The following is a 13,647-nucleotide window of genomic DNA, read 5'->3' on the forward strand; positions in this document are numbered from 1 at the left end:
TACGAAATCGGCTTGCAGGCGGGTGGCAACAGCAGCAGCCTGCTTTTTTGTAGCCATGCAAAAGTAAAGCGGAAAAACAGCAGCTAACACCGGAATGTCTGTTGTGCTGCCTTTTACAAAATTGTAATCAAAGAAAAAGGCTTCGGCCGGATTCCAGCAATAGGCTAAGAGGGCCTTTTTACGGGCATTGGCTTTTTGCCTGAACAGGCGCTTCTGCTGTCCCTTACCTTCCAGGCCAGCCATGTCGGCCAGGGTTAGCTCCATGTGGTAGAGCAGCGCATTCAGGTCTACCGGAACAAGCTGAGTGGTCTGGATGGTAGCCAGGTTTTCGCCATCGGCAAACCAGCGGCTGCTGAAGTCCCAGCCAGATTCTGCCGCAGCTTTCAGGTTCAGGTAAACATCTTCGGGCGAGCGATTAGAGGCACCTTTGGCCAGCATAACATCTTCTTTATAAGCTTCGGGGCGTGGAGCAGGCTTATCGTCCCAGTAGCGGTTCAGGATGCTGCCATCTGGCAGCCGCACCACCCGCCTGTGAGCAGGGTTAGCCGCAGTTAAGGTGTTGGCACCTTCCATCCAGTACTGGTATTCTTTCAGGAGTGCGGGGGCATACTGCCTGAGCACCTGCCGCCCCTTTTGCTGGGCCAGCACACGCAGCATTAAGGCATAAAATGGTGGCTGCGACCGGGTAACGTAATAACTGCGGTTACCATTTGGTATATGGCCGGTGGTATTAATGAGGTGCGTAAAATTATCGACCATGTGCTGAATGAGCTCTGTTTTTCCGCTTGCCTGCAAACCCAGCATGGTAAAATAGCTGTCCCAGTAATAAATTTCGCGGAAGCGGCCACCAGGCACAATATATGGGTACGGCAAAGGCAGCAAAGAGCCGCCATCTGTGCCAGGTTGCCTCGTAAGCACAGGCCAGAGTTTCTCGATGTGGTCGGCAACGGCTAAGCTGGTATCGGAGCTAAAATTGGTGGCAGGCGTAGGTGGCATCTCAAAATACCGTTGCACAAAAGCCTTTAGGTCGAAGTTTGGTTTGGTTCGCTCTTTCTGGTACACCTGCACAATGGCAGCCGGAGCCATACGTGGAACACAGTCTACAAAGGTTTTAGAATCAGGGAAAACAGGTAATAGTTGCACTGCCTCAAACAACTCTCCCAAATCTTCGTCGGGGCGGTACTGCGCCTGCAGCGGCAAAAAGTTGCCGAGCAATAGCAACAATAGCAAAATCTGAAAAAAGTGCTTTAAAGGAGCTTTTTGGTCGGGATGCATTTTTTTCATAGGGATATTAGGAGGTTTTTTAAGGAGCAGTGGCAGATTGCCTGCTTTTAAGTTATAGCTACCAGCATCGTGAACACCATAGTAACCGTGTAGTAAGCCTACGCAACTGCCGACTCAGAGATAAAGCTGATGATTTATTTCAGGCCGATGAGCAGCTTCCTGACAATCATTTAAAGCAGAGAATTACCAACCAGTAAATTATTGTAATGAAAATGGCCTTCCGAAGACTTTTATAGATTTTAGACGTTAGGCCTTTTGTTAGTTATGAGTTAATTTTTATCATTCACTCACCCTCTCATGCACTCAACTAAAATTTCTTTCAATTAATGATTAAGCAGGTTAGCAATTAAACAAACAAAAAGCAGCAACTAAATCCAATTTTTCTAATAGAAAAGCCCTTCCGAAAGAAAAAACGCGTTTTTGAGTCAAGGGTAAAATCTACTTTAAGCATTGGCTACACTGCTTGTCATGGCATTATAAGGTAAAGGAGAGGCTACAACGACTTGGTGCGCGTGGCAACTATGGTAACACAAAGGCCCATAACTGCAATAATGGTAAACGAAAGCCGCAGGCTACTTGCCCCCGCTACCAGCCCGATGACCGGCGGACCCAGAAGAAACCCCAGAAACCCGATAGTAGACACAGCCGCCAACGCCATACCCGGCGACATAACTTTCGATTTTCCGGCGGCACTGTATACCAGCGGCACCACCGACGACACACCGAAACCCACCAGCAGGAAGCCCAGAATAGACGACCACAGGTAAGGGAACACAACGGCTATTAACAGGCCCAGCGCAATAAGTATACCGCTGGCCTGCAAGATTTTACGTAACCCGATCCGGCTGGCCACTCTGTCTGCCATAAAGCGTCCGGAGGCCATGGTGCACATAAAAGCTGTGTAGCCGGCCCCGATCCAGGCTTTTTCGGCCATCACTACTTTTTTAAAGTATACCCCGCTCCAGTCGAACATGGCGCCTTCGCAGATAAGGGAGCAGAAGGCCAGCAACCCCAGGCTGATCAGCGATTTGTCGGGCTTCACAAATATGGGCTGGTCTGGGTCTACGTTCACATCCTGCTTCAGCGCAAACTTAGAACTAAGCGCAATGCCAGCCATGGTCACCACCATTACTATTAAAAAGTGCTGCAAAGGCACAATGCCGTTCCCGATCATATACGCTCCCACAGCTGCACCCGTAAAACCGGCCAAACTCCACAAGCCATGAAAAGAAGCCATAATAGGCTTATCGTACAGCGACTCCACTCCCACTGCCTGCGTGTTCACGGCAATGTTCACCATATTAGCCAGTATACCAAAAAAGAACAGCGCCAGCACCAGCAGCCACAAAGTTGGAGCGGCCCCCACCACTACCAATACAGCTGCATAAAGCGCCGCCGATCCTAACACAATGCGGTAGCTACCGATTTTTGAGATGAGCCAGCCTGTAAAAGGCAACGACAGCATCTGCCCCACCGGCAAGGCAAAAAGCACCATACCCAGCTGCGTTTCCGATAAACCTAAATTCTGCTGAATAGTAGGAATACGCGACCCCCAGCTGGCAAAGCAGATGCCCTGCAGAAAAAACAAAGCGCCCACCGCCTTCCGGTAAGTGCTTCTTGAGTAAGTAGTTGTTGATATATTTGAAAGCATGAAATCGTCTTCTTCGGAGGCTACAACGGCAGCCTGTCTGGGAACGCAAAATTATTAAACTTACCGGAGAAAATCAGATGTTTAAACGATTAATTATTGAATTAACCCTTGCTGTACTTTACTTAAAATTTCTTCGGAAGCCCGGTTTTATTTAAATAATTGGTTTAGAGCAGGTTTTTGGATGGTTTATTTTCCGCAAATAATAATTGCCGTTAGCCTGTGCTTTTGCTGCTGGCACCACTGCTTAATACAGACTGCACCTGATTACGAGAAACTAAATTTTATAGAACATGAAGGGCTGGGCCAACTTCAAAATTCAGCTAATCTGCCTACTTTTGCCGTACATAACCCTAACGCTTATCCACCCCAACACTACATCAAATGAAGTCATGTATCCTGTTGCTCTCCCTCCTGTTCCTTTTGCAGCTGAGCAGCACGCGCGCGCAGACGCTGGAGGTACCCCGAAACGTACATAAGTCGCTTCAGAAAACGAAGGCCGATGCTATTAAAAGCCACATCGCCTACCTGGCCGACGACCGCCTGCAGGGCCGACTGCCCGGAACCGAAGGCTACCAACTCGCTGTTGACTATGTTATAGAGAAGTTTAAAGCCCTGAACGTAGAACCAGCCGGCGAGAACAACACCTATCTGCAGCAGGTGCGTTTACGCCGCTCCACCACCGACACAGCGCTTGCCAGCCTGATACAAGCCGAAGGTGCCGCCGAAACCTTAACAACAGGCAGAGACTTTATAGTGTACCCGCACCCGGAGCAGCAGCAGGCAGCCGTTGAAGCTCCGCTCGTTTTCGCTGGCTTCGGCATCAGTGCCCCCGACCTGGGCTACGACGATTACGCCAACCTCGATGTTACCGGCAAAATGGTAGTGGTGCTACGGGGTGCTCCTGCCAACTTCCCATCTACAGTTTCATCTTACAGCACCGACCTCATGACCATTCTGCAAACCGCAGCCGATCACGGGGCCGTGGGTGTAATAGTAAGTTCATCGAACCCAAACAGCATACTGCCTAACCTGCAGCGAGGTGTAAACAGTGTGATGCAGGCCGATGGTAAAGTGGCATTTTCAAGAACATTCGTTTCCGACCAGATCAAGGTGCTGGCTTACATTAGCCACAGCACCCTGCAGCGGCTACTCAAACCAGCTAAACTCGATGCCACTGTGGCAGCAGTTTCGTTGCGAAGCGGTATTACGGCTTCGGCTACACTCCCCGCCACCATGGCCTTTGAGTACAGCTCCTCCCACACCGATTTCGACAGCTACAATGTAATTGGCCGCATTCCGGGTACTGACCTGGAGCTTCGCCAGGAGTACGTGGTGCATAGTGCTCACCTCGACCACATGGGTATCAGCACGCCTGTAAACGGAGACTCTATTTATAACGGTGCCCACGACAACGCCTCCGGGGTAGCAAGCCTGCTCGAAATTGCACAAGTGTATAGCAGACTCAAGCAAAAGCACAAACCGAAACGCTCCGTCTTGATTGTGATGGTAACAGCCGAGGAAATGGGGTTGTTGGGATCAGCCTACTTCGCCAAATTCCCGACCGTACCGAAAGACCAGATTGTAGCCAACATCAATACCGACATGCCGACCATAATTGCGCCGCTGCTCTCGGTGGTGCCACTGGGTGCGATTCATTCCTCGCTGCAGGAGCCGGTGGCACAGGCCAGTGCCTATCTGAAATTAGCTGTGGAAGAAGACCCGGAGCCGGAGCAGAACCGCTTTATCAGGAGCGACCAGTACAGCTTTGTAGTACAGGGCATACCGGCATTGCACATTAAATATGGCAACAAAACCCCCGATGGCCAGAACAACCTGCATGTGTTGGTGCAGGAGTGGCGTGCCAAGTATTACCACAAACCGCAAGACGACATAAACGGTATTTTCGATTTTGAAGCAGGCAAGACCTACGTGCAGCTCAACTTTCTGATAGGCTACCAGGTGGCGCAGAATCCACAAAGACCAACCTGGAACACAGGGGATTTCTTCGGGGAGCGTTTCGGGAGGAAGTAGAGCGTAGGCAGAAATTAGGTACCCCGTATTATATTAGCCCAACTCAAATTATTTAAACAAAAACGGCCTTCAGAAGAAAATTTAGTAGAATCTCGCCAAGGGTTACCCCACACTTATACCAGTAGTTGATTACTTCAAAGCCTACTTGGGCTGCGTCTCAGGAGTGCATGTCATCTAACAAGAATTATTTTTTTACAGCCAATGCAGGTTCTGAAACACAGAAGGTATGAACCGGGAAGCTTTACTTCTGAAGTGCCTGCTTATTGCTGTTGCAGAAAATAGAGCACCACCTTCAGTAGAAAACAAACAAATTTTAAAGCTAAAAGCGTGCTTTGGAAGGGGGAAGAAAAAAATCTAAAATTTTAGTTCACAAAATTATGAACTAACGAAACTAAACACTACTTTTGTCATGTTCTTACTACATGAACAAAGCAACAACAATGGCACTAACTGAGAAACAAAAGGGACTAGTCGAGAAAATCGGCATTTTTCATGAGCAGTCGGGCTTACAACCTGCTGCTGCTCGTGTTATGGGCCTGCTCTTCGTATCTGACAAAAGAGAGTTGACTTTCGACGAAATTACGGAAATTCTGGGAATCAGCAAAAGTGCGACAAGTAATGCTATCAATCTGCTTATTCAAACAGACATGATAGATTACACCACCTTCTCCGGCGACAGAAAACGGTATTTCCGGATTAAGGTAGTGAACTGGCGCGAAGGCCTTGCCCGAAAAATCAGCCATTTAACTAGTCTCAGTAATTTATTTCGTGAAATACTGGAAGCCAGAAAAGAATCCGGAAATTGTGATGCCCAACTGGAAGAACTTATCGATTTTATGGATTATGTAAATACGGAACTACCTAAACTAGTTGAAAAATGGGAAGCTAGCCGCTCCTAATTTTTTTCCTTACATAGTTCTTTTTTTTCTGAACTAACCAAATAATTAAGAACAATCAAAAATTAAAGAAGTGATTAAAAAATTCTTAACCGTAAGTCTAGCGCTACTGCTCCTAAAGCCAGGTTTTGCCCAGCAACAGCCTGAGGCAAAGCAACTGCAACTGCAGGAGGCTATAAATTATGCCCTGGACCACAACGAGGACATTCAAAAAGCCTCTTATGAGGAGCTTAGCGCCAAATACATGATTCAGGAAGCCAAAAGCAATGGGCTGCCCCAAGTAAACGGATTCGGCAAATTAGATATTTACCCGGCCATACCCGTTCAGGTGATACCAAATGTGTTCGAAGGCAAGCCAGACGAAATGATTGCCGTGCAGTTTGGTACCAAATACAATGCGCAGGCAGGTGTTCAGGTATCGCAGCTGCTGTTTAACAAATCATATTTCGTGGGCCTGAAAGCGGCCAAATCGACAGAAGACCTGTACCGCCTGCGCAAAACCATGACGGAGGAAGATGTGATTTACAACGTAAGCTCGGCCTATTTCCAGATTCTGCAGACGAAAGAGCAGTTCAACACCATAGATGCCAACCTGAGCCGGCTGGAGCAGCTGGAGAAAATAATGACGCTCCAGTACCAGAACGACCTGGTGAAGAAGGTAGACGTGAACCGCATTAAGGTAAACAAGACCAACCTCGAAACGCAGAAGCAGAGCCTTACCTCGGCAGTAGAACAGCAAACCAACCTGCTCAAATTTTTTATGGGCATGCCCCTGGAGGAGCCTATTGAATTAGTAGACACCCAGATTATGCTGACAGCAGACGGCGTATCGGTGGCAACAGCCGACATGGCCCTGCAAAACCAGGTGCAACTGCAACTCCTCGATAAGCAGAAAGACCTCACGAGCCTGCAGCTACAGAACATCAAAGCCGGATATTACCCTTCGCTGCAGCTAACAGGCAGCTACCTGTACAATGCCATGCGCCGCGAGTTCAACTTTTTCGATGGCACCCAGCCCTGGTTTAATACCGCAGTGGTTGGTGTGCAGCTCAACATCCCGATTTTTGATGGCATGAAGAAGCAGGCACAGGTAAGACAAACCGAAATGACCATGAAATCTTTGGAAGAAGACAGGAAAAAGCTTTCTAAGAACGTGGTGGTAACCCTGGAGAACGCCATAAACCAGCTACAGAACAGTTCTAACGCCATTCAGGCGCAGGAGGGCAACGTAACGCTGGCGCAGGAGGTGTACGACACCACCAACAATCTCTACAAAGAAGGCATATCGCCGCTGACAGATTTGCTGGAAGCAGAACTTAGCTTGCGTGAGGCTAAAACCAATTTAAACAACGAAGTACTTAAATACAAGCTGGCGCAGCTCAGCTACCTGAAAGCTGCCGGAGAAATAAATACACTAACCAACTAAGATCTTTCAAATAACTCCATCATGAAAAAGTTTATTTATATCGCGCTAGCACTTGTAATTTTTGGTGCTGTTGCTTTTACGCTTGCCAATAACAAAAAAGAGATGGCCGAGACTGCTGCCATCGCCTCTCGCACCAGCGAGGCTATTCCGGTTGTAATGACGGAGGCTAAAACAAGTAAGATAGATCGCTCTTTTGCTGTTAACGGGAATTTCTCTCCTGACCAGAGTCTTACCATGCTCTCTGAAACACAGGGGCAGGTGGTACGCCTGAACAAACGCAAAGGCGAAACCGTGAGAGCCGGCGAAGTGCTGGCCCAGGTAGAGGACAATGTGCTGCGCGCCAATGTAATTACGGCCGAAGCCAATTTCGAGAAAACCAAACGCGACCTGGAACGCTTCGTGAACCTGGCAGAAGGCGACGCTATTACAAAACGTCAGCTGGAAGAAGTGAGACTTGGCCACGAGAACGCCAAAGCCCAACTGATTCAGGCTCGTCATCAGCTCGAAAAATCTAAAATAAAAGCTCCGATCAGTGGTGTTATAAACGAACTCTACATCGAGACTGGCTCAATTTTAGGAGGCGGCACCAAATTGTTCGACATCGTGAATGTAGACAAGCTGAAACTGAAAGCCAAAGTATCGGAGCGGGAAGTACTGCTGATCCGGAAAGGTTCTAAAGCCACTGTTAAAGCCGACGTAAACCCACAAGACTCTTTTGAGGGCACCGTAACAGCCATAGGAGCTAATGCCGACCAGTCGCTGCGTTACGACATCGAGATTGAAGTTAAAAACACAAACCAGAACGCCGTAAAAGCCGGCATGTATGGCACAGCCTCTTTCGAGGTTAACGACACCCGCGATGCCCTGCTGATAGATCGTGAAGCCATTGCCACCAGCCTCCAGGATCCGAAGGTATTTGTGGTGAAAGACCAGCGTGCCTACCTGAAGCCTGTTACTATTGGAACTGTAGCCAACGACAAAGTAGAAATTACCAGTGGCCTCACCGATGGCGAAAAGATTGTGCGCAGCGGCCAGATCAACCTGAAAGAAGGCACTAAGGTATCAGTGCTTTAAGGCTTCGGTTAATTCAAAATTAGAAATTATGAATGAGATGCGAGCTCCTGCTGTTATCTACAACGCACCTTCTGATTCTTATTCTAAAATCAAAACTAGTATAAGTAAAATTGCACGAGAAGGAAGTCTTATGTCTTGTGTCTAAAATCTTGTGTCTGAAAATATGAACATCACAAAAATATCCATACAGCGATCCACTATTGTGGTCGTAATCTTTGCGGCCCTGACCATTCTGGGGTTGGCAAGTTACTTCTCGCTGAACTACGAATTACTCCCCAAATTCAGTCCGCCGGTGCTAACGGTAACTACTATCTATCCGGGCGCATCGCCTAGCGAGGTAGAGAACTCCGTTACCAAAGAAATTGAAGATGCCCTCTCCTCGCTGGAGAATGTGGAAGAAATGAAAGGTACCTCGCAGGAAAGCTTCTCTATTATAGTGGTGCAGCTGAAGCAGGGAACAGACGTGGACCTAAGCCTGCAGGATGCGCAGCGTAAAATCAACGCCATTCTGAGCAACCTGCCAGACGATGCTGATGCACCGGCACTGGGCAAATTCGACTTCGACGATTTGCCGATTATACAGCTAGGTGCCACTGCTAAAATGTCTGCCACCGAATTTTACGACCTGATAGACAACAAACTGAAGCCAGAGCTCTCGCGCATACCCGGTGTGGCGCAGGTAAAGGTACTGGGTGGACAGGAAAGAGAGATTAAGGTAAACATAAACGCCGCTAAACTCGAAGCCTATGGCCTTTCCATATCGCAGGTGCAGCAGAAAATAGCATTCTCGAACCTCGACTTCCCGACAGGTAAAATTAAGAGCGATGAAGGGCAGACCCTGATCCGACTGGCCGGTAAGTACGAAAACCTGGACCAGCTCCGCAACCTGGTGCTGAAGCAGGATGCCGCGGCTGGTGCCGTACGCCTGTCTGATGTGGCTGAAGTACAGGACGCGCAGAAAGACACCGAAGTTATTACCCGCGTTAATTCAACGGCCTCTATTGGTCTCTCTATTCAGAAACAATCGGATGCCAATGCCGTGGAAGTTAGTGAGCTTACACGCAAAGCACTGGCAGAGCTGGAGCAGACCTATGCTGCCGAAGACCTGACCTTTGTTATTGCCAAAGACAGCTCAGAATTTACTCTCGAGGCTGCTGATGCCGTAATTCACGACTTATTTCTGGCGATTGGGCTGGTAGCAGTAGTGATGCTGCTTTTCCTGCACTCTATTCGCAACGCCATTATTGTCATGATCTCTATTCCGGCTTCGCTAATAGCTACCTTTATTGTGATGGGCCTGCTGGGTTACTCGCTTAACCTGATGACGTTGCTGGGACTATCGCTGGTGGTTGGTATTCTTGTGGATGATGCCATTGTGGTTATAGAAAACATTCACCGGCACATGGAAATGGGTAAAAAGCCTGCACAGGCTGCCTACGATGGTATCCGGGAGATTAGTGCTACTGTTACCTCCATTACACTTGTAATTGTGGTGGTGTTCGTGCCAATTGCCATGTCTACAGGTCTGGTATCTGATATTCTGCGCCAGTTCTCTATTGTTGTGGCTGCCTCTACTATGTTGAGCTTATTTGTGGCCTTTACACTGATTCCGCTATTGGCTAGCCGCTTCTCCAGACTGGAGCACCTTTCCGACAAAAACATGTTCGGTAGATTTATCTTAGCCTTCGAGCGATTTCTCGACAATGTAATCGAAGGGTTTGCTTCTGCTCTGAAGTGGGCTTTTAATCACAAGTTAATTGTGATGCTGGCAACGCTGGCCATGTTTGTTGGTTCTGTTGCCCTGGTTCCTACCGGCTTTATTGGTAGCGAATTCGTTAGTGCCGGCGACCGTGGAGAGTTTATTATGGAGCTGGAGTTGCCAAAGAGCGCCACTGTAGAACAAACCAACTTTGCAACACGGCAGGTAGAGCAGTATTTAGACAAGTATCCGGAGGTAACCAAAGTTTTTACCACCGTGGGTACTTCTTCATCGGCACAGGCTGGTCAGAACACAGCTTATTTGTCTGAGATCAACATTAGCCTTGTAGATGCCAAAGAAAGAGCCTTTACGACAAGCGCCTTCTCGCGGCAATTAAAAATTGAGTTAGAAGAAACCATACCTGGTGTTAAGTTCACAGCCATTCCGGTAAGTATGGTAGGCGGTGGTAACCAGGCTCCTATCCAGATAATATTATCTGGAGGCGATGTAAACTCGATTATGGCCGTTGCCGACAAGGTACTAGCCGAAGTAGAGCAGGTGCAGGGAACTGCGGAAGTTAAAAAATCGGTGGAAGAAGGAAATCCTGAAGTAGCCGTATCGGTAGACCGCGATAAAATGGCAAGCCTGGGACTGTCGCTGGAGCAGGTAGGTGCTGGTATGCAGACTGCTTTTAACGGCGATAACAACTCCAAATTCCGCTCAAAGGACAACGAGTACGACATCAACATCAGGCTCGATAACTTCGACAGGAAAAACACCACCGACATCGGTAACCTCTCGTTTGTGAACAACAAAGGTCAGTTGGTGCGCCTGAGCCAGTTTGCCGATATCAGGCAGTCATCTGGCCCGTCTAAGCTGGAGCGGCAGGACCGGGTAGCTTCTGTTACCATAAGCTCGCAGGCAGTAGGCCGCCCAACCGGTTCGGTAGGTGCTGAAATTCAGGAGAAAATTGCTGCCATGGAACTGCCAAGAGATGTAACGGTAACTTACGGTGGTGACATTAAAAACCAGTCGGAAGGTTTCGGATCGCTTGGTCTGGCCCTGCTTGCCTCCATCGTGTTCGTGTACCTGATTATGGTGGCCCTGTACGATAGCTATGTGTACCCGCTGGTGGTGTTGTTCTCTATTCCGCTGGCCATTATAGGTGCCTTGCTGGCCCTGGCTATGTCTGGCTCCTCACTCAGCATCTTCTCTATTCTGGGTATTATTATGCTGATTGGTCTGGTAGCGAAAAACGCCATTCTGGTAGTAGACTTTACGAACAACCTGAAAGCAGAAGGCGTGCATGTAAAAGAGGCATTAGTAGAAGCCATCCGTATCCGCTTCCGCCCGATTCTGATGACGACGCTGGCCATGGTGATTGGTATGTTGCCAATTGCCTTAGCAAGCGGCCCTGGTGCAGAATGGAAAAACGGCCTTGCCTGGGCTTTGATCGGTGGCCTTACCAGCTCCATGTTCCTGACCCTGATTGTAGTGCCAATTATCTACTACATCTTCGACAGAATACTGGCAAAATTCGGTATGGACAAGAGCACGAAAATTGAGCTGGTAGATAAAACCTTGGAAGAGCTGGAGCATGAGACGGCGGAGCTGGAAGAGAAGAAAATGGCACACGCGTTTCATCCTTAAGAATTGTGATTAAGTTAAGTATATAGTTAAAAAGAGCAGCCGCAATGTGGCTGCTCTTTTTTTATGCAGAAATACGGTTTAACCTACATTTCCACGTCGCTTTGCAACGAACTGAAATCTTCTTGCAAAGCACTGATTCGGTTGTTTTCCGCTTTACTGATGCTGCTGCCTAACGCAGATTTACGGTCGTTCAGGTCTTTTAGTACTGCTTTGGCGTGTTCCCAGTCGGTTTTGTTCCAGTTGCTGCGCTTTGTGCGGGCAGTTTCTACCAGGTGTATGTAAGCAGGCCGAATGGTGTTGGCTGTCAGGCGTTCTGTTTCGGCATATTGCCCCAGCAGATCCCGTTTCCATTGATCAATATTTTCGCTTTGGTGCTGCAGGGTGTCTTGCGGAGCCGGAACAGGTGTGCCTTGCATGGTCTGCGCGAAACCCGCATACCCCAGCAGTATAAAGAGCAGGATCGGTACTATCGTTTTTGACATTGGTTCAGTTGTTTACGTGTAGGTTCTTATACGGGTAAAACTATTCCGCTGCCACATGTAAGCCTACCAACCGCAGCCAAAGATCATGCTAACGCTGGGCTCTTCTAATTTCATTGCCGAAATGTTTAGAACTAGTTGTGCAAACCGCCCCTATTAAAGTATTTTTGCATCAGAACACAGGTTAAACAAATTAAGGCATAGCAGCAGGGCATTTATGCACAGAGGTGAGATAGTAAAAGAAGCCATCAAAAAAAGTGGCATAGCAGTAGGTGTGGTAGCCGACAGGATCGGGTTAAGCAGAAGAACCCTTTACAACAAGTTTAAGGAAACCAGCATCCCCTATAGCCTTATTCTGAAAATCGGTGAAGTTATTCATTACGATTTTTCGGAGGATTTTCCGCACCTGAGCCGCAAACTAAAGAAAGAGAATGCAGAGAACCTGCCCTTAACTGCCCCCATTAACCTGGAGCTTTCTTTTGATGGAAGCCCAGCCCCAGCGCAACCAGAAACTGAAACGCCACCACCTCCACGAGAAGTTGCTCCTACCCGATCGGTTCAGGAATGCGAGGCAGAGCTGATTGTGCTGCAACGAAAATACATTGCCCTGCTCGAAAAATTTAACGAACTGCTTTTAAAAACCAGTTAAAGGAGCTTATCTAAGTAGCCAAACCCTTGGATAAAATAAGGTGAAAAACCCTCGGAAGGCCAATTTCATTTGAATAATTTAAAATGAGATAAAGAGCAGTTCTCTAAGTGCAGGCAAAAAAAAGAACGCGCAGACCCTTGGCACTATCCTAACAAAAATCCTTCTGGAGGCAATTTTCATTTGAATAATTTGAGTTGTGCGGTAACTGCTTCTTTTAACTTATTGCGGCTGACATCTACAAAGAGAAAACGCTTTGCCTGACGGCTATGGGGAAGGGGCCCTCAATGTTGGAGCATCTTGCTTGTTCTTTTTGTATCAAGACAAAAAGAACAAGAAAGCAGGCAATGAAATAACTTCATGCCGCTATCACAGCTAAACAAGGTACTCTACGAACTTAGACTGACAAACCTATCGCTATTGCCTATGCTTCTTTCCCACAAGATCCTAAGAGGATGACAAAAGGGGGAACAAACGAAGGGCCATTTATCAATTAGCTACTACCTCACAACTTGAGTTAGAATAATTCAGGTTTTAAGGCTGTTGTTCCGGCAATGGCTGGTTGTCCTGGGCGGGTTGCTCAAAGCCTGCCCTAAATATGGCAACAGCTGTGTTTTTGCTGTAGAGCGTCAGCAAATCGCCTGCTATTTTATAGGATGTTACGGTTCCGAACACCTTCATCAGGTAATTCTCTACTTCCATATCCGGGCAGGCCATTCTGGTAGAACCCAATCTTTCCAACGCCAACCGGTCATTTTTAAGCGTATATGTCCCGAAAAAATTATTACAGCCTGCAAAGCCTTTTACTTTG

Annotated in this window: 10 protein-coding genes; 6 read left to right on the top strand and 4 right to left on the bottom strand. The window is 47.8% G+C overall.

Translation table 11 applies throughout. The annotated features are described in order from the left end of the window. Together FVR03_RS21970 and FVR03_RS21975 are read right to left on the bottom strand one after the other, a co-directional pair. The coding region (locus FVR03_RS21970; RefSeq protein WP_255474355.1) for a trehalase family glycosidase at positions 1–1,284 on the bottom strand (1,284 nt) is incomplete at its 3' end. Positions 1,285–1,777: 493 nt separating this feature from the next. After that, positions 1,778–2,935: an MFS transporter gene (locus FVR03_RS21975; protein WP_147923930.1), complete on the bottom strand. Its 1,158-nt coding sequence runs from the start codon at positions 2,933–2,935 to the stop codon at positions 1,778–1,780. 381 nt (positions 2,936–3,316) lie between these two features. Here FVR03_RS21975 and FVR03_RS21980 point away from each other — a divergent pair, with 381 nt between their 5' ends. The 5 genes from FVR03_RS21980 (at position 3,317) to FVR03_RS22000 (ending at position 11,711) form a co-directional block, all read left to right on the top strand. Further along, positions 3,317–4,966 (top strand): M28 family peptidase, encoded by a 1,650-nt coding sequence (locus FVR03_RS21980; RefSeq protein ID WP_147923931.1) that lies wholly within the window; start codon positions 3,317–3,319, stop codon positions 4,964–4,966. A 440-nt stretch (positions 4,967–5,406) separates the two neighbouring features. Beyond that, complete coding sequence (locus tag FVR03_RS21985) at positions 5,407–5,865, top strand: GbsR/MarR family transcriptional regulator (RefSeq protein ID WP_147923932.1); 459 nt, start codon at positions 5,407–5,409, stop codon at positions 5,863–5,865. Positions 5,866–5,935: 70 nt separating this feature from the next. Next, positions 5,936–7,288 (top strand): TolC family protein, encoded by a 1,353-nt coding sequence (locus FVR03_RS21990; RefSeq protein ID WP_255474356.1) that lies wholly within the window; start codon positions 5,936–5,938, stop codon positions 7,286–7,288. Positions 7,289–7,309: 21 nt separating this feature from the next. After that, a complete protein-coding gene (locus FVR03_RS21995; RefSeq protein ID WP_147923933.1) occupies positions 7,310–8,362 on the top strand; it encodes an efflux RND transporter periplasmic adaptor subunit in 1,053 nt (350 codons plus the stop codon). A gap of 163 nt (positions 8,363–8,525) precedes the next feature. Continuing rightward, positions 8,526–11,711, top strand: coding sequence for an efflux RND transporter permease subunit (locus FVR03_RS22000; RefSeq protein WP_147923934.1), 3,186 nt, complete (start codon positions 8,526–8,528; stop codon positions 11,709–11,711). 83 nt (positions 11,712–11,794) lie between these two features. Here FVR03_RS22000 and FVR03_RS22005 read toward each other — a convergent pair whose 3' ends face one another. After that, positions 11,795–12,193: a hypothetical protein gene (locus tag FVR03_RS22005; protein WP_147923935.1), complete on the bottom strand. Its 399-nt coding sequence runs from the start codon at positions 12,191–12,193 to the stop codon at positions 11,795–11,797. Positions 12,194–12,407: 214 nt separating this feature from the next. On the opposite strand from FVR03_RS22005, the gene FVR03_RS22010 reads away from it, so the two are divergent. After that, positions 12,408–12,839 (top strand): hypothetical protein, encoded by a 432-nt coding sequence (locus tag FVR03_RS22010; RefSeq protein WP_147923936.1) that lies wholly within the window; start codon positions 12,408–12,410, stop codon positions 12,837–12,839. Between the two features lie 531 nt (positions 12,840–13,370). On the opposite strand, the gene FVR03_RS22015 is transcribed toward FVR03_RS22010, so the two are convergent. After that, positions 13,371–13,647: META domain-containing protein (locus tag FVR03_RS22015; protein ID WP_147923937.1), on the bottom strand; the 277-nt coding region annotated here is incomplete at its 5' end.

Source organism: Pontibacter qinzhouensis (assembly GCF_008017455.1).
Taxonomy (GTDB): Bacteria; Bacteroidota; Bacteroidia; order Cytophagales; family Hymenobacteraceae; genus Pontibacter; species Pontibacter qinzhouensis.